At 61.7% G+C, this 15,546-nt stretch carries 16 protein-coding genes and 1 tRNA gene; 9 read left to right on the forward strand and 8 right to left on the reverse strand.

Going from position 1 to position 15,546, the window contains the following annotated elements:
* The first annotated feature begins 338 nt into the window (after positions 1 to 338).
* Positions 339 to 2,228 (forward strand): ABC transporter ATP-binding protein/permease, encoded by a 1,890-nt coding sequence (locus NKJ17_RS15645; protein WP_352478859.1) that lies wholly within the window; start codon positions 339 to 341, stop codon positions 2,226 to 2,228.
* 271 nt (positions 2,229 to 2,499) lie between these two features.
* Positions 2,500 to 3,864, forward strand: coding sequence for a magnesium transporter (gene mgtE, locus NKJ17_RS15650; protein ID WP_352689323.1), 1,365 nt, complete (start codon positions 2,500 to 2,502; stop codon positions 3,862 to 3,864).
* A 57-nt stretch (positions 3,865 to 3,921) separates the two neighbouring features.
* Here mgtE and gor read toward each other — a convergent pair whose 3' ends face one another.
* From gor to rpiA, 3 genes are all read right to left on the reverse strand, one after another.
* Complete coding sequence (gor, locus tag NKJ17_RS15655) at positions 3,922 to 5,310, reverse strand: glutathione-disulfide reductase (RefSeq protein WP_352508432.1); 1,389 nt, start codon at positions 5,308 to 5,310, stop codon at positions 3,922 to 3,924.
* A 118-nt stretch (positions 5,311 to 5,428) separates the two neighbouring features.
* Entirely contained in the window at positions 5,429 to 6,007 is a 579-nt protein-coding gene (locus NKJ17_RS15660; protein WP_352508431.1) for a DUF2059 domain-containing protein, read from the reverse strand.
* Positions 5,994 to 6,725 carry a ribose-5-phosphate isomerase RpiA gene (rpiA, locus tag NKJ17_RS15665; protein WP_352689324.1) on the reverse strand — a complete coding sequence of 244 codons (732 nt, stop codon included), beginning with the start codon at positions 6,723 to 6,725 and terminating at the stop codon, positions 5,994 to 5,996. Before rpiA ends, NKJ17_RS15660 begins: the two co-directional genes overlap by 14 nt.
* Before the next feature lie 144 nt (positions 6,726 to 6,869).
* Here rpiA and NKJ17_RS15670 point away from each other — a divergent pair, with 144 nt between their 5' ends.
* The 4 genes from NKJ17_RS15670 to NKJ17_RS15685 all read left to right on the forward strand — a co-directional run bounded on the left by NKJ17_RS15670 (position 6,870) and on the right by NKJ17_RS15685 (position 8,805).
* A complete protein-coding gene (locus NKJ17_RS15670) occupies positions 6,870 to 7,553 on the forward strand; it encodes a phosphoglycolate phosphatase (RefSeq protein ID WP_352689325.1) in 684 nt (227 codons plus the stop codon).
* Between the two features lie 102 nt (positions 7,554 to 7,655).
* Positions 7,656 to 7,730 (forward strand) — tRNA-Val (locus NKJ17_RS15675).
* Between the two features lie 219 nt (positions 7,731 to 7,949).
* Positions 7,950 to 8,201, forward strand: a complete 252-nt coding sequence (locus NKJ17_RS15680; RefSeq protein ID WP_254817240.1) for a PepSY domain-containing protein — start codon at positions 7,950 to 7,952, stop codon at positions 8,199 to 8,201.
* Between the two features lie 127 nt (positions 8,202 to 8,328).
* Complete coding sequence (locus NKJ17_RS15685) at positions 8,329 to 8,805, forward strand: hypothetical protein (RefSeq protein WP_352689355.1); 477 nt, start codon at positions 8,329 to 8,331, stop codon at positions 8,803 to 8,805.
* An 11-nt stretch (positions 8,806 to 8,816) separates the two neighbouring features.
* Here NKJ17_RS15685 and NKJ17_RS15690 read toward each other — a convergent pair whose 3' ends face one another.
* Positions 8,817 to 10,709: a L,D-transpeptidase family protein gene (locus NKJ17_RS15690; RefSeq protein WP_352689327.1), complete on the reverse strand. Its 1,893-nt coding sequence runs from the start codon at positions 10,707 to 10,709 to the stop codon at positions 8,817 to 8,819.
* A 223-nt stretch (positions 10,710 to 10,932) separates the two neighbouring features.
* The gene (locus tag NKJ17_RS15695; protein WP_352689329.1) at positions 10,933 to 11,679 is read right to left on the reverse strand and encodes a 3-oxoacyl-ACP reductase family protein; all 747 of its coding nucleotides are present in this window, start codon (positions 11,677 to 11,679) and stop codon (positions 10,933 to 10,935) included.
* 98 nt (positions 11,680 to 11,777) lie between these two features.
* Here NKJ17_RS15695 and NKJ17_RS15700 point away from each other — a divergent pair, with 98 nt between their 5' ends.
* Entirely contained in the window at positions 11,778 to 12,395 is a 618-nt protein-coding gene (locus NKJ17_RS15700; protein WP_352689330.1) for a TetR/AcrR family transcriptional regulator, read from the forward strand.
* A 35-nt stretch (positions 12,396 to 12,430) separates the two neighbouring features.
* Here the strand turns inward: NKJ17_RS15700 and NKJ17_RS15705 are convergent, their stop codons facing one another.
* On the reverse strand, positions 12,431 to 13,339 hold the full coding sequence (locus tag NKJ17_RS15705) for an alpha/beta hydrolase (protein ID WP_352508427.1): 909 nt from the start codon (positions 13,337 to 13,339) through the stop codon (positions 12,431 to 12,433).
* 47 nt (positions 13,340 to 13,386) lie between these two features.
* Here NKJ17_RS15705 and NKJ17_RS15710 point away from each other — a divergent pair, with 47 nt between their 5' ends.
* Positions 13,387 to 13,839: a MarR family winged helix-turn-helix transcriptional regulator gene (locus NKJ17_RS15710; RefSeq protein ID WP_352689332.1), complete on the forward strand. Its 453-nt coding sequence runs from the start codon at positions 13,387 to 13,389 to the stop codon at positions 13,837 to 13,839.
* A gap of 27 nt (positions 13,840 to 13,866) precedes the next feature.
* On the opposite strand, the gene NKJ17_RS15715 is transcribed toward NKJ17_RS15710, so the two are convergent.
* Complete coding sequence (locus tag NKJ17_RS15715; RefSeq protein ID WP_352689333.1) at positions 13,867 to 14,478, reverse strand: pyridoxamine 5'-phosphate oxidase family protein; 612 nt, start codon at positions 14,476 to 14,478, stop codon at positions 13,867 to 13,869.
* A 161-nt stretch (positions 14,479 to 14,639) separates the two neighbouring features.
* On the opposite strand from NKJ17_RS15715, the gene NKJ17_RS15720 reads away from it, so the two are divergent.
* Complete coding sequence (locus tag NKJ17_RS15720; RefSeq protein WP_352689335.1) at positions 14,640 to 15,068, forward strand: nuclear transport factor 2 family protein; 429 nt, start codon at positions 14,640 to 14,642, stop codon at positions 15,066 to 15,068.
* Between the two features lie 17 nt (positions 15,069 to 15,085).
* Here the strand turns inward: NKJ17_RS15720 and NKJ17_RS15725 are convergent, their stop codons facing one another.
* On the reverse strand, positions 15,086 to 15,439 hold the full coding sequence (locus tag NKJ17_RS15725; protein WP_023717628.1) for a gamma-butyrobetaine hydroxylase family protein: 354 nt from the start codon (positions 15,437 to 15,439) through the stop codon (positions 15,086 to 15,088).
* Positions 15,440 to 15,546: the final 107 nt, after the last annotated feature.

The following is a 15,546-nucleotide window of genomic DNA, read 5'->3' on the forward strand; positions in this document are numbered from 1 at the left end:
AAAGCTGTGTGAGGGCCTTCCCCAAGGGAAGGTCCCTACTTTCTCCGGCGTAGGCAAGTAACGTATTGAAATTGCATTGATATCAAGCGCCTAGAATTCCGACGGCACAGCCCCGTGATCATCCACTCTGTTGCTCCACTGCAACGGCCGGCGAGTTAAGCCGCCCGCGGCTGGTGAAAAGCTAATGGAAAATGATCAATTGGTGTTACTGTCCGTAATAAAAGAAAAATCGTTTGGGCGGGATAGTGATTCGGGTCGATAGACCAACGCGACATTCAATATCGGAAAAATGGCTCCGCGGTGCCGCAAGGCAGTCGCCCCTTACGCCCGTATCGTCGATGCGCAGCTTCTGGGGCCTGATGCGGGCCTACTGGTTTTCGGACAAGTGGGTGGAAGCCTGGACCTTGACGCTGGTGATCGCCCTGCTCACCGCGCTCTCCAGCAAGTCAGGCGTGTGGTTTGCCGTAGCATCCGGAGAGCTGGTCAACTCGATCGCCTTTTTCCATGATGCCGCGAACACCACCCCGCTTCAGACACTGCTGGCCAATGCCGGGATACTTGTCCTCCTGGTCTTGCTCAAGGATGCGGGTTTTACCGGTATCCGCAGCCTGGTGTCCGCAACGTTGCATCGCAAGTGGCGCGGCTGGCTGGACAGCCAGTTCAACGAAGCCCTGCTTGATTCCAATCACACCCATTTCCACGCTCAGCATGGCTCGTCAGGTGCCGCCGCTCCCGACAATATCGACCAGCGCATCCAGGAATCGATCAAGGATATGACGGGCGGCGCCATCGGCCTCGCGATGGGGGTTTTGGCCGTTGCTACTTCATTGTATTTCGTCGGCCAGCAACTGCTTGCACACTCGGCGGAGGTCAAAGGGCTGGAGTTCCTCGGCAGCTATGGCAGCGCCGTCCTCGCCTTTCTGGCAGTCGCCACCTACGTGCCGTTGAACACCTGGATCGCCGTCAAGCTGGGCAGGCTGCTGGAACGGCTCAATGTCAGGATGCAGCAGGCCGAAGGCAGCTATCGCGGCGAGCTGATCACCTTTCTGCGCCGCAGTTTTCATGTCGCCGCATCGCAAGGGGAGAACGTGCAGAAGGCAGTGCACAGCCAGCGCTATGTCGACATCGACCGCACCTGGGCGCGGCTGAACATCGTCAACACAGGCTACAATTCGTTCGAGCTGATCTACAATTTCATCGGTGCCCGCATTGTCGCCTACGGGCCAGGCTTGGTTCCCTTCATCCATAACGGGTTCGATCTCAAGGGCTACATAACCGGCTCCGAGATGGTCAACTCGCTGATCAGTCAATGCTCGTGGTTCATCCATGTCATGCCTGCCATCGCCGCGCTGCGGGCCAACAGCCAGCGCGTCACCGAACTCGCAAACGCGATCGAAAACGTTCAGCACCCGCAGGAATTTTATCAGCAGACCGGCCGCTCCGATTTTCGCTACGACCGCCAAAACCCTGTTTTCGGCCTGACCATCCAGAAACTAGAGCTGGCGCATCAGGGCGAGGACGCAACGCCCTTCCTGAGTGCCGCGAACTTGCGCTTCCGGCGTGGCGAATGGACTTTCCTGAAGGGCGAATCCGGTTGCGGCAAGACCTCGCTGATCAAGGCGATCAACGGCCTTTGGCCCTATGGCCGCGGCACCATCGTCTTCCCGGAAGGGGTCAGGAGTTTCTACGCCGCCCAGGAGGTGAAGCTGCAGCAGGTTTCGCTGAAGCAATTGGTCTGCCTGCCGGGTTCCGAGCATGATTATCCCGACGTGCAGGTCGCATCCGCCCTGCACAAGGCCGGCCTCGGCGATTTCATCGAGCATTTGGCCGATGAGAGCCGTGAAGGAAAGATCTGGGATCAGGTTCTCTCGGGTGGGCAGAAACAGAAGCTGGTTGTCGCCCGTATCGTGCTGCAGCAGCCGGGATTGCTGTTCCTCGATGAAGCCACTGGCGCTCTCGATCCCGATGGACGGATCGCCTTCCACCAGGCGATCAAGGACAATTGCCCTGATGCAACTGTGATCTCGATCATGCATGAGGCGACGCCGCCGAGATCGCTCGCGGGCACCGAATTCTACCACAGCGTCGTTGCGATCGCCGACGGCGTCGCCACCAAGAAGCCGCTGGTTCCGAGCTTGCCGGTCGAGCTCACCACCATCCTCACGCAGCCGACGCGGCCGGCCGAGGACAAGTGGCTGCGCTTTCCCCGCCGGCTTAAGCAGAGATAGCTGCGGCACCGTTGCCAGCATCCAGCCAGCCTGCCACGTAGCCCGATCACAGTCTCGCGATCCAGTCGGTTTGCCGCCGTTTTAACCCGCTCTCGCGATTGACTTGGCAAGGCGCGCTCCTATGTTGCGCCGGCTTGCAGAATCTCAATCCGAACTCGCGAGCAGAAAGGTCACCGCGCCATGCCTGGCGACAGTCACAGTCGAACGCAACCGCCGTCCGCTTGACGTGATCTGACAGGCTCACGTCCTGCCGGACGGCAAGGAGTGAGCCATGAACGAGTTTTCCCCCGTTGCGGGCGGCGACGCCGTCGCCATCGCCCGCGTACTTGCCAACGAACACGTCGCCGACATGGTCGAGGCGCTGAACCAGGAGCCCCGCGAGACGGCATCGGAGCTGCTTTGCGAAGTGCCGTTCGAGCGGCTGGTCGAGATCTTCGACCAGCCGAAGCTCAACGGCGCATCCGAACTCGTCGAGGCACTACCCCGCATCAAGGCAGGCAGACTGCTTGCCGCCATGTCGGTCGACCGCGCCGCCGACATACTGCGCGATCTGAACGAACCGGCTCGTTCCGAGCTGCTCGGCGGCCTGGCGCCACCGCTGCGCGCGACGTTGCTTGCTATTCTCGGCTACCCCGAGGGCAGCGCCGCCTCGCTCATGACGACTGAATATGTCAGCGTGCCGCCGGACTGGAGCGTTGCCCGCACGCTGGATTACATTCGCAAGGTCGAGCGGACGCGCGAAACCGTCTACGCGATCTACATCGTCGATCCGCAAACGCAGGTCCTGTTGCGCTCGACCAGCCTGCGTCGACTGATCGCTGGCGAACCCGACGAACTGATCATGGCAATAGCGCCGGATCGTGCGCCTATCACTGTTTCACCGCTGACCGATAGTGAAAAGGTTGCTCAGTTGATCTCCAAATATGATCTGCTCGCCGTCCCGGTCGTGGACAACGGCAAGCTCCTCGGCATCGTCACCATCGACGACATTATCGATACGATGATCTCGGAAACGACCGAGGACGTGCATCGTTTCGGCGGCATGGAGGCTCTCGACGAGCCCTATATGAAGATGGGTTTTCTGGCGATGATCCAGAAGCGCGCCGGGTGGCTGTGTGCGCTGTTTATCAGCGAGATGTTGACCGCCAACGCGATGCAGAGCTACGAGGGCGAGCTGGAAAAGGCGATCGTGCTGACCCTGTTCATTCCATTGATCATGAGCTCCGGCGGCAATTCCGGCTCGCAGGCGACCTCGCTCGTCATCCGAGCCCTGGCGCTGCGCGAGATCGGCCTTGGCGACTGGTGGCGGGTGGCCCTGCGGGAGCTGCCCACCGGCCTGGTGCTTGGCTCGATCCTTGGCGTAGTCGGCGTCTGCCGCATCGCGCTCTGGCAATATTTCGGCTTCTACGACTACGGCCCGCACTGGCCGCTGATCGCAATGACGATCGGCGCCACGCTGGTTGGCATCGTCACCTTCGGCTCGCTGTCTGGATCGATGTTGCCGTTCGCCCTGAAGCGCATCGGCTTCGACCCGGCCAGCGCATCAGCCCCGTTCGTCGCCACGCTGGTCGACGTCACCGGGCTGGTGATCTATTTTTCTGTGGCGCTGGTGATCCTGCGCGGAACGTTGCTGTAAGAAAACTCACGCACTTCCATCGCGGCAATCTTGTTGCCGCGATGGGTCGTCGTCGCGTCAGACGCGCTCACCATCTCTCACCCGGTAAGTCGGTTTGTACATGGTGACGAGTTCTTCCGCCGCGGTCGGATGCACCGCCATGGTGCGATCGAAATCATCTTTGGTCAGCCCGGCCTTCAGCGGTATGCCGAGAAGCTGCGCCATTTCGCCGGCGTCCGGCCCGAGGATATGGGCGCCGAGGACTCTTTTCGACGCGCCGTCGACGACCAGCTTCATCAGCATCTTTTCGTCGCGGCCGGAAAGCGTGTGCCGCATCGGCCGGAAGGTGGCGCGGTAGATTTCAAGATCCGAAAAGCGCTTTGCCGCCTCATCCTCCGACAGGCCGACCGTGCCGATCTCGGGCTGTGAAAAGACTGCGGTAGCGATCGTGTCATGGTCGGGCGCCATCGGATTGTCCTTGAAGGCGGTCTCGACGAAGCACATCGCCTCGTGGATCGCCACCGGCGTCAATTGCACGCGGTGGGTGACGTCACCGATCGCCCAGATGTTGTCGATGTTCGTGCGGGAGTATTCGTCGACCTGGATTGCCCCGGTTTTGGTCATCTCGATGCCGACCCCCTCCAGGCCCATGTTCTCGGTGTTGGGAATGCGGCCGATGGCGAGCATGACCTGATCGACCGTCAACACGGTGCCGCCGGTGACAAGCGCGTCGAGCCGGCCGTCAGGGCGCTTCCTGACCCACTCGGACACGGCGTGGCAGAGGATTTTTATCCCCTTCTTTTCCATCGTCTCGTGCAGCATGCGTCTGAGGTCCATGTCGAAACGGCTGAGGATCTCCTTGCCGCGATAGACCAGAGTCGTGTCGACGCCCAGCCCATGAAAGATATTGGCGAATTCGACGGCGATATAGCCGCCGCCCTCGATCATGATTGCCTTCGGCAGCTCCTTGAGGTCGAAGGCTTCGTTGGAAAAGATGCAGTGCTCATGGCCGGGCAATGCCGGATGCGGCGCCGGGCGCCCGCCGGTAGCGATCAGGATCTGGTCGGCGGTAACGGTGCGATCCTCACCGAGAAGATGCACCACATGCGGATCGACCAGGGTGGCGCGCGAATGAAAGACCTCACCGCCGGCGCCCTGCACGTTCTTCTTGTAGACGGCCTCCAGCCGGCTGATTTCGCGGTCCTTGTTGGCGACCAGCTTCTGCCAGTCGAAATGCGCCTCAGGCACCGTCCAGCCAAAACCGGCAGCGTCGGCGAAATGCTCGGGGAATTGCGAGGCGTAGACATAAAGCTTCTTCGGCACGCAGCCGCGGATCACGCAGGTGCCGCCGTAGCGAAATTCCTCGGCAATGCCGACACGCTTGCCGAGTAGAGCCGCGACGCGCGCCGCCCTCACCCCGCCGGAGCCGCCGCCGATGACGAAAAGATCGTAGTCGTAACCGGCCATGGCTGAACTCCTTGCCCCTCAAACATCGAGACAGGTAGGCTGCCGACTATCAAAAGAAAAGCCCGGACTTGCCGGGCTTTCTGGTCCAGTGGCGGTCAGGCCACTCGGAAGTCCGCGATCAATTCGGCGTGGCGTCCGCGGGAGCAGCGCCGTCTGCCGGGGCGGCACCCTCGGCAGGTGCAGCCTGCGCCTTGGCATTCGCCGCTGCACCCAGGGTCTCGCCGACCTGCTGGGCGAGATCGCGAGCCAAGCCGTTCTGCCAGATCTCGGCAGCCTTCACCAGTTCGCGCGTCACGATCGGGCCGTTGTCGAGCAGCTTCTTGCCGGACTCGGAATTGTAGAAGGCGGCGATTTCATTGAGTTCCTTTTCCGAGAACACCTTTGCATAGGCAAGCGCTGCTTCCTTTTCCAGGTCGGCGCGGCGCGATGCCAAGGCCATCGCCTTCTCGTTGATCGTCTTGGCGATCAGTTCCTGCATGTCCGGGTTCTTCTGGATCAGCTGCTGCTCGAGCGCCGCGGCCGCTTGCGGCAGGATGTTGTCGAACGTATCCGTCGCATGGATCGCCGCGACCGCGGCACGCGCCGCCTTCAGATGCGCATCAGTGACGTCCTGCGAAAACGCCGGCGACGAAAACGCGAAAACGGCCGAGGCCGCCAGAATGGCAAAAAAGCGGCCAACCCGGTTATGCAACATCATGATCGGTAAAACTCCTTGGTTTTCGGGCGGCATGGACGGTTTGGATGCCGTCGCCGCCGGCTATGATGGCCGTTGTCGCCAGCCCGATGAAAAGACCATGCTCGACCACGCCGGGAATGGAGTGGAGAGCATTCGAAAGCGCTCTTGTATCCGGAATGCGGCCAAAAGATGCATCGAGGATAAAATGGCCGCCGTCTGTAACAAATGGCTGGGTCCCCGTCATCCTCAATGTAACAGGGCCGGAAAGGCCCAGGTTTGCAGCCGCCACGCCAACCGCAATTTCGGTGGCGCGCAGGCCAAACCGGTTGACTTCGATGGGCAGCGGAAAGCGGCCGATCATCTCGACCATCTTGGAGCTGTCGGCGATGACGATCATGCGGACGGAGGCCGCCGCGACAATCTTCTCGCGCAGCAGCGCGCCACCGCCGCCCTTGACCAATGTCAGCGCCGGATCGATCTCGTCGGCGCCGTCGATGGTGAGGTCGAGCTCCGGTGTTTCCTCGAGGGTCGACAGCGGCACACCAAGCTGGGTGCAAAGGACGGCGGTGCGCTCCGAGGTCGGCACGCCGATGACAGTCAGGCCGGTGGCGACCTTGTCGGCGAGCAGCCGCACGAACTCATCCGCTGTCGTGCCGGTGCCGATGCCGAGCCGCATGCCATCCGTCACATGGGCCAGCGCTGTCCGCGCGGCCTCAACCTTCAATTGCCTCGCATCCATGCCGGGCCCCAAGATTTGTTTAGGCGCTCGTAGCATTTTTGCCGAGCTGGTCAAAGGACCTTGCCCGCGGTGGATAAGCCGGCTTGCCTGAACGGGCGGCAGCGGTTATCGCCTGCCGGCAATCGAATCGTCACAGGACAGGCCATGACCCGACCGACCATCGTGTTCGACCTCGACGGGACGCTGATCGACACGGCGCCGGACCTGCTCGACAGTCTCAACCACAGCCTTGCCGCCAGCCAGCTCGCGGCCGTCGACGAAGTCGGCTTCAAGCGTTTCGTCGGCCATGGCGGCCGCGTGATGATCGAGCGCGCCCATGCAGCGCAACACAGGTCGCTGGCCGTGGAGGAGCACGATCGCCTGCTAAAGCTGTTTCTGGACCATTACACCGTTAACATTCCCGGCAAATCGCGCCCCTACCCGGGCGTTCCCGAGGCGATCGCACGGTTCGAGGCAGCCGGTTACCTGCTGGCCATCTGCACCAATAAATATGAGGCCAATTCGGTGGCGCTGATCGAGGCGCTCGGTATGACCAGGCATTTCGCGGCGATCTGCGGCCAGGACAGTTTTCCGTTCCGCAAGCCCGACCCGCGCCATCTCACGCAGACCATCGCGCGTGCCGGCGGCGATCCGCACCGTGCACTGATGGTCGGTGATTCGCAGACCGACATCGACACGGCAAAGGCCGCCGGCATTCCGGTAGTGGCAGTCGATTTCGGCTACACCGATCGTCATGTGCGGGAGTTCGAACCATCGGCGGTGATCTCGCATTTCGATTCGTTAACGCTCGATCTGGTACAAGGGCTGATGGCCGCGGCAGAAGGCTGAAGCCGGTCATAGTCCAGACGGCCAGATGACGGCCGACAAGTGGTTGACTTCGCAGGCCGGCCTCCCTTATATCGCGGCGCGCTTGGCCTTCGGGCAACGAGCGGGCGATTAGCTCAGCGGGAGAGCACACCCTTCACACGGGTGGGGTCGCAGGTTCAATCCCTGCATCGCCCACCATCTTTTCAAGCACTTAGCCATCACCGACGGGGAATGCTGCCGTGATCGAGAACCAGCGCATGATCGCATTGGTTTTCCGTGCGCTTTTCCGCAAGCTATAAGACTGACAGGCACACTTACGCTTGGCACAATTGCCGGTCTGGACGATCCGCAAGCCCGAGTCCGGGAACAAACCCGTATGTAGATGAGTTTCTGCTCATCGAAATGTGAGGGAAAGCCATGTCCAGACTTGTTTTGGCGGCCGCCGTGCTGCTTGTCGGCGGATCGGCCTTTGCCGCGGACGAAAATCCGGTGCCGCCGCAGAATGCCAAGAAGCTGTCGGAAATCATCGCCAAGGTCGAGCAGCGCGACGACTTCCGCTACATCAAGGAAATCGATTGGGACAGCGGCGCCTACACCGTCATTTATTACACGAACGACAAGGCGAAAGTTGAAATCACCTATGATCCGGTGACAGCCGCGCCGAAATGAGGCTGGCCGCCAACGGTCCAGATTCTAAAAAATGCCGCTCCTCGAAGGCCCGCGGCCTTCGGCACACCCTTGCGTAGATATGACTTTGATGGCTGACTGGGTGCTATCATTGCGCGCGGGGGTGGGCATGGCGACGGTAAAGCACGTATTGAAACGCTTTTTGATGGTGCTCGCGGGTTATTTCATAGCGGTACTGGTTGGGCTGATCGCGGTGGCGGCGATCTATGGCGGGCTGAGTTCGCTGCCAAATGCGCCGAATTATTTCGACGTCATGGGTGTCACCCCCGTTGCGGTGCTGCTGTTGCCGCCGCTCGGCATGTTCATCTATTTTCTGACGATTGTGATGACCGGCCTGCAGACGCTGATCTTCGCACTGATTGCCGAGTTTTTCTCGCTGCGCAGTTTTTGGCTGCACATGGTCTTCGGCGCGGCGGCCGCGGTTGGCGGCTTCGCCTTGATCTGGCCCAGTGTACCGGACGACACGAACCCGGAGCGCTGGGCCGATATCGGCATCATTGCCGCGGCAGGCGTTGTCGCGGGCTTGGTCTACTGGCTCATCGCCGGACGCGATGCGGGTTTCCGGCGCCCACTGTTTCAGCGCTAGAACCGTATCTCTCAGCTGGCCGGCGAACGCACCGCTTCCGTGCTGTCGAGCGCCTGCTGCAGCCTTGTGTCGCGGCCGTAGACGTCATTGAAATATTCGACGGTACCGGACAGGTCCGGCCATGCGGTGAAATAGGCGACATAGACCGGGATCTTGCGTGTCACGTCCTCGGTCGAATGTCCGTGTTTCAGTCTGTCCTCGATGTAGTCGACCGAGGTACCGAGCACGGCAGCCGCCATGCCGCGCGGATCCTGCAAGCGAACGCAACCATGGCTGAGCGCGCGCATGTCGCGCTGGAAAAATGACTTCTGTGGTGTGTCGTGCATGTAGATGGCGTGCTTGTTGGGAAACAGTATCTTCAGCTCGCCCAGCGCATTGGCCTCGCTCGGCAACTGGCGCACGCCGTAGGGTATCTTTGCGCCATAGGCACCCCAATCGACTGAGGATGAGGGAATGCGCTTGCCGCGGGCATTGACCACCTCATAGCCGGCGCGGTCGAGATAGCCAGGATCGCGCCGCAGCCGCGGCAACATCTCGTTGACCAGGATCGACTGCGGCACGCCCCAATAGGGATGAAAGTCGACCTGCTCGATCTGATCATAGAAGAAAGCAGTCTGGTTGGTGGGCCTGCCGACCACGGCGCGGGTCTTCAGCTTTTCCTCGCCGTCGTCGATATAGCTCGCGGTAAAAGCCGGCTGGTTGATGAAGACGCGCGGGCTGCCGAGGTCGGAAGGCAGCCAGCGCAACTCTTCGAGCGCAACCCGAACTTTCTGAATTTTGTCGGCCTTGGACGTTCCGGCCAACGATGCAACGGTACGCGGGCCGATGACGCCGTCGCCTTTCATGCCGGCCCGTTTCTGCACCGCCTTGATCACCGGCACCAGCTCCGGATCGTAGACCTCGCTGGTGGCGAGCCTCGCCAGCACCTCGCCATAGGCACCGCCCATCTCGTCATCGAGATTGCGCGCGATCCTTGTCAAAAGCTTCGGCAGCTCGGGGCTGGTCTGCCCCGGTTTCAACAGCAGATTGGGATCGACGACGATCTCGTCCTCGGCGCTGGCCTGTAGCGATTCCAGTTCGACGCGCAGCGCCTGATACTCGGAATTCTGTGGATGCCGTGATTCGAGATAAGTGCGCACTTGCTGGGTATGGGCCAGCGTCTTCAGTACCCCTTCCATGTCGAGCGGCTTCGGCGGAAAATCGTAGTAGCCGGTGATGCGGTTGGGATCGACGCGGCCGCTTTGTGCGTCGCGGGCGTAGCGCAGGACACGGGCCGACATCGCCATCTCAAAGCGAACCAGCTCTTTCAGGCGCTCATCGGCATTGCCCGCCGATGCGCCTGCTGCCGGAACTTCGACGGTGTAGTCGGCGGGCGTCAGGCCGTAGCTCGCGGCCTCGCCCAGCACCCGCACAGCATCCTCGGCACGGCTGTTGGGACTGGTTCCCGTCACCCAGAGGAAATCCGGATTGGCTGAGTAGTACGCGATCAGCGCCTTGGCGATGTCCTTCTCGGCGTAGAGATCATAGCCGTCGAGCCCGGCAATGGCTTCGCGGAATGCAGCCCCGGTGGCCGTCGGCTCGAATGCAGCATCCTGAGGCGTTGCCGGTTCAGGCGCTGCCGACAGTGCCGAAAAATCGACGCGCACCAGCGGATCGCTCTTGTAGGTGTAATAGGACGGGCTGCTGATTTGCGCACCACCACCCCCACCGGAAGCGGCTGGCGCCTTGGGCTTGTATTTTGACGGTGGCGGCGGAAAGTTACCTTTCGGCGGTGCGTGTTTGACGCCGCCGCCGAAAAGCATGTCGAAGAACCCTTGCGCTTCAACCTGCGGCGTCCCGAAGGCCAGCATTGCCGCGGCCACCGCGAACGGCAGCACGGTTGCTTTGTTTCCAAGGAGTTTCATGGATCACCCGCTCCGGTTGAACCGGATCCCGTTCCGCACCGCTTTCACGGTCTCGCCCACCCCATGGCGGATGTAAGGCGTGACTACACTGATTCATACTGATTTCGTTAAGCTTCCATAAATTTCGGAACGTCTGTTGCAGAACGGTTTCACAAGGTCGTGACGGGTCAAGCGAATCCGTCGCCGTCCTCGGCCAGAACGGCAACCGTCCAATGACCAAGTCTCACGCGTTTGCGCCGCCGTCGATGATCAATGCCGCGCCTGTCACGAAGCGTCCTTCGGGACCGGCAAGCCAGGCGACCATGCCGGCGATCTCGTCGGCCGTTCCGAAGCGAGGCATCGCCATCTTCTGGCGCTGATGCTCGGCGTGCGGGCCGGCTGCCGGATTCATGTCGGTATCGGTCGACCCCGGATGGACGACATTGGCGGTGATGCCGCGCGGACCGAGATCGCGGGCAAAGGCCTTGGTCAGGCCAACCAAGGCAGCCTTGCTGGCCGAATAAGCGCTCAGGCCGGCGTCGGTGGCACGCTCGGCCAGATTGCTGCCGATCGAGATGATCCGGCCACCCTCGCCCATATGTGCTGCTGCCGCCTTGACGGCGACGAACGGGGCCCTGAGGTTGACCGCCATCGTCTCATCGAAGTCGGCAAGCGACAGAGCATCGATCGGCGCAGCGCGCCAGATGCCGGCGCTGTTGACGAGGATGTCGAGCCGTCCGAAGGCTTTTGCTGCCTCATCGACTGCCGCCTCGATCGCCGCAGCATCGCGATTGTCGGCCTTGATGGCAAAGCCCCGGCCGCCGGCCGCCTCGATTTCCCTGACCACCGCGAGTGCCCTTTCCTCACCATTCACATAGGTGATCGCCACGCCTGCGCCGTCGGCCGCGAGCCTTCTTGCGATCGCCGCACCAATGCCGCGGCTGCCGCCGGTGACGAGGGCGGCCTTGCCGTTCAAGCTTCTGGATGACATCTGCTTCTCCATTTTGTAGTGATTGATACATAAATATCTGCCAGCCTTGCTGAACCACGTCAACTGAATTATGTATCGATCAATACAGAAAGGATACCATGCCGGAACGAGGCCGCCCCCGCACCTTCGATCGAGCCGCCGCCTTGCGGCGCGCAATGGAAGTGTTTTGGCTCAAGGGTTATGAGGGCGCGTCGATAAGCGATCTGACCGCTGCAATGGGCATCAACTCACCCAGCCTCTATGCCGCCTTCGGCAGCAAGGAAGCGCTATTTCTCGAGGCAACCGAGCTTTACACGCGGGTCGAGGGAACCGAGATCTGGTCCGCGCTGGAAAAGGCGCCGACCGCGCGCCAGGCCGTCGAGCGGTTCCTGCGGCAGACTGCCAGGGCCTATTCACAGACCGGTCGTCCGCAAGGCTGCCTTATCGCGCTCGCCGCATTGCACCAGGACTCAAGCCGCGGCGCCATCTGTGATGATCTGCGCCGTCGCCGCGCCGAAAACCGCGAAGCCTTGCTGAGACGCTTCGAGCGTGGCGTGGCCGAAGGAGAGTTGCCGGCCGATTTCGACTGCGGTACGGCCGCGACCTTCTACGCCACCGTGCAGCACGGCATGTCGATCCAGGCGCGCGACGGCGCGTCGCGCTCGGCCCTTCTGGCGACGGTGGCCGGGGCAATGGCGGCTTGGATAGCGATGGCCGGCACCGGGGTGGCGGCGTGACGATCGAACCCGGCAGACAAGACCAGACATTCAGATCACTGCAGAGACGGCTCCAGCCTGCCGGCAACGAAGCCAACGGCACGCTCCACCACACCCCTGTCGGCGAGAATGCGGCGGTGGCCGAGCCCGTCGGCCCAGTACAGCCGCACATGGTCTCCGGCGCGCGCGTAGAGCCTTGCATGATCGGCGGACACTTCGCGGTCGTCCGGCGCGTGGATCACCAGCGTCGGCAGCAGCGTGCTTGCCAGCTGGCGATCACCGGTAAACTCGTGCAACGGCCGGCCGGCGATACGCTCGACCCGGTCGGCCATGGCGACCTGCGAGCGCGAGCCGACATTCAGCATGCGACTGAAATCAGCAAAGATTGCCGGCAGTGAGCTCGGCGCAGCGATAAGCACCAGTCGCCCGGCCGCCAATCGCGGGATGTTCCTGATTGAACCGGCAACTGCATTGGCGGCAACGGCACCACCAAAGGAATGGCCGACGATCGCGGCAAACGGCCCGAACCATTCGCCGGCAACCCGTGCCGCGTCGACCGCACTGACCAGGGTAAGCCGGCGGCCCTGCGACTGGCCGTGGCCCGGCAGGTCGAGCGAGACGACCTTATAGCCAGCATCGCGATAGGCTTCGATCAGCGTGCGCATGTATTCGGTGCGCGAACGCCAACCATGGATGACGAGCACGGTGCCGGCAGTGGCCCTGCCCGGCTCGGGCCGGAATTCATGCACCATGACGCAGCCGGTTCTGGTCTTTAGCCGGTGATGTCGTGCCTGGGTCATGAAATCGGCGGCGCGATCGATTGCGCGGCGCTCGCCTTCACTCAAGCTCTTCTCATGCGGCGTGCGGCAGAACAGCTCGAATGCAGCGCGCCCGGTGAGTCGCGGTGCCACATGCTCAGCCACTCCGAACGTGCCGCGGATGACCTTCAGTCCAAATGATGCCATAGTGGCGATCCATTCATTGGTTCAAGCATGAACATAATAGTTCAAACATGAACATTAAGCAAGACCTGCCCTGGGACAATCCGCGCTTTCGCAACTGGGTGGCAGTGGCGCGCGCATGCCACGTGCTGGAACGCACCCTGGCGGTGAAGCTGGCGCCGCTCGACCTGAAGCCGGCGCAGCTCGACGTGCTGATGAACCTCTACCGTCATCCCGGCATGTCGCAGCACGACCTCGCTCGCCGGCTGCTGGTCGGTCGCTCCAACATCACCATGCTTTTGCCGCAGCTGGAGACTCGTGGCCTGCTGCGCCGCGAGGGCGACGAGAAGGACAAGCGCGTGCTGCGGCTGACGTTGACCGAGACCGGCGAGGCACTGCTGATGCAGGCGCTGAAGGTCCATATGGCGCTGATCGAGAAGGCGATGAGCCAGTCGACGCCGGAGCAATGCGACATGATCGGCGAACAGATGCGTAGGGTTGCCGAGGTTTTGAAGACCGCCTGACAGCCCAGCGCTCCACCAACAAGTGCTTCACCACATCGATTTTTTCGCGCGCTCCGGCCATTCCTTGTCGTAGACCTCGCCGTCGATGTTCTTGCGGCTGGTGATTTCCAGAATTTGGCCGGGAGTCGGCAGCGATCTCGGGTCGACATGCCTTGCCGGATTCCACAACTCCGACCGGTGGATGGCGCGGGCGCACTGGAAATAGACCGCATCGACCTCGATGACCGTCACCGAGCGCGCCGGCTTGCCTTCGACTGCGAACGAGTCGCAGAGCGCGGCATCGGTGGTGATGTGGGCGCGGCCATTGACGCGCAGCGTCGTGCCGGAACCCGGCACCAGGAACAGGAGCGCGACGCGCGGATCGCGAAGGATGTTCCTTAGCGAATCGGCACGGTTGTTGCCGCGCCGGTCTGGCATCATCACCGTTTTCGGATCGTGGATGCGGACGAAGCCGGCGAGATCGCCGCGCGGCGAGCAGTCCAGCCCTTCAGGCCCGCAGGTTGCGAGCACGGCGAACGGCGAAGCCTCGATGATAGCTGCGTATTCGGGAATCAGCTGATCGAGTTCTTTGACCACCGACGCCTCGCCAGGCAGGCCATAGAGCGTTTCGAGCTGTTCGACGCTGGTGATCATGGACATGTTTTCGTCTCCAAAGCTTTGCCGGCGCTACTCCAGATGCATGACGTTTTCACGACATCGTGCCCGCTTGCCGGTCATCAGGAAACGGGTGTCGAGGCAACGCGAAGAAGGGCAAACCGCTTTCACCTACACAATCGCACCGACGGATACGGAGACCGAAAATGGATAAACCGCTCGACCGGCGACGCACCGCCATGGAACTTATTGAAAACATGTTCAATGTTGAAATGCGTTTCCTGCAATCAGGGTCGGAAAGGCTCGATGTGCTTGCCAGCGCATTCCATGCCGAGATTGTGGTGCATGAGCCGCAGTCCCTGCCCTATGCCGGTGACTGGAATGGCCTCGACGGCGTTGGCGCTCTTTTCCGCAACATGCGGGAAATCTGGAGCGACGTGGCGGTGGAGGATCTTCAAACCGCCCGGAACGATAACGTGGTGTTCATGAGCTGCATGCTTTCGCTGACGTCGCGAGCCACTGGTGCAACAATCATACAGCCGTTTGCCGAAGTCTTGCGCTTCAAGGATGACCGACTGATCGAAGGCACGCCGTTTTACTATGACACCGGCGAGATACTGGCGATCCTGCGCTGAGCATACCGCGAAACCATTCAGCGGTCGCGGCTCAGCCCCTTCTCTTCCAACTCGGCGAGATAGGCGGCCCAGCGTGCGTCCTTCTCATGACCCAGCGTATGCAGGTAGTTCCAGGTGAAGATACCGGTGTCGTGGAAATCGTCGAAGGTGATGCGCACGGCATAGTTGCCGACCGGCTCGATCTTCAGGATCGCCACATTGCGCTTGCCGGGAACGGTGACGCGCTGTTCGGGCGAATGGCCCTGCACCTCGGCCGATGGCGAGGCGACCCGCAGAAGCTCGGCCGGCAACTCGAACGGCTGATGTCCCGGAAAGGTCACGGAAAGCAGCTTGCGATCTTTCGAGACCCTGAGTTCCTTCGGCGCTGTCATGGTGGTGGATCCTGCGGAGAACCGCCCTTCCCTACGCCGCTTCGTGTCGAGGGAAAAGGCCGCATCGAAAGTTCCGACATGATCTGTCGGCGTCGGAATGTTACCGG

It is taken from the genome of Mesorhizobium sp. M0208, from assembly GCF_040322015.1.
In the GTDB taxonomy this organism is placed as follows: domain Bacteria; phylum Pseudomonadota; class Alphaproteobacteria; order Rhizobiales; family Rhizobiaceae; genus Mesorhizobium.

Coding starts and splice junctions, on each gene's coding strand:
- NKJ17_RS15645 (WP_352478859.1), top strand. CDS start 339: ATGCGCAGCTTCTGGGGCCTGATGCGGGCCTACTGGTTTTCGGACAAG.
- mgtE (WP_352689323.1), top strand. CDS start 2,500: ATGAACGAGTTTTCCCCCGTTGCGGGCGGCGACGCCGTCGCCATCGCC.
- gor (WP_352508432.1), bottom strand. CDS start 5,310: ATGGCCGGTTACGACTACGATCTTTTCGTCATCGGCGGCGGCTCCGGC.
- NKJ17_RS15660 (WP_352508431.1), bottom strand. CDS start 6,007: ATGATGTTGCATAACCGGGTTGGCCGCTTTTTTGCCATTCTGGCGGCC.
- rpiA (WP_352689324.1), bottom strand. CDS start 6,725: ATGGATGCGAGGCAATTGAAGGTTGAGGCCGCGCGGACAGCGCTGGCC.
- NKJ17_RS15670 (WP_352689325.1), top strand. CDS start 6,870: ATGACCCGACCGACCATCGTGTTCGACCTCGACGGGACGCTGATCGAC.
- NKJ17_RS15680 (WP_254817240.1), top strand. CDS start 7,950: ATGTCCAGACTTGTTTTGGCGGCCGCCGTGCTGCTTGTCGGCGGATCG.
- NKJ17_RS15685 (WP_352689355.1), top strand. CDS start 8,329: ATGGCGACGGTAAAGCACGTATTGAAACGCTTTTTGATGGTGCTCGCG.
- NKJ17_RS15690 (WP_352689327.1), bottom strand. CDS start 10,709: ATGAAACTCCTTGGAAACAAAGCAACCGTGCTGCCGTTCGCGGTGGCC.
- NKJ17_RS15695 (WP_352689329.1), bottom strand. CDS start 11,679: ATGTCATCCAGAAGCTTGAACGGCAAGGCCGCCCTCGTCACCGGCGGC.
- NKJ17_RS15700 (WP_352689330.1), top strand. CDS start 11,778: ATGCCGGAACGAGGCCGCCCCCGCACCTTCGATCGAGCCGCCGCCTTG.
- NKJ17_RS15705 (WP_352508427.1), bottom strand. CDS start 13,339: ATGGCATCATTTGGACTGAAGGTCATCCGCGGCACGTTCGGAGTGGCT.
- NKJ17_RS15710 (WP_352689332.1), top strand. CDS start 13,387: ATGAACATTAAGCAAGACCTGCCCTGGGACAATCCGCGCTTTCGCAAC.
- NKJ17_RS15715 (WP_352689333.1), bottom strand. CDS start 14,478: ATGTCCATGATCACCAGCGTCGAACAGCTCGAAACGCTCTATGGCCTG.
- NKJ17_RS15720 (WP_352689335.1), top strand. CDS start 14,640: ATGGATAAACCGCTCGACCGGCGACGCACCGCCATGGAACTTATTGAA.
- NKJ17_RS15725 (WP_023717628.1), bottom strand. CDS start 15,439: ATGACAGCGCCGAAGGAACTCAGGGTCTCGAAAGATCGCAAGCTGCTT.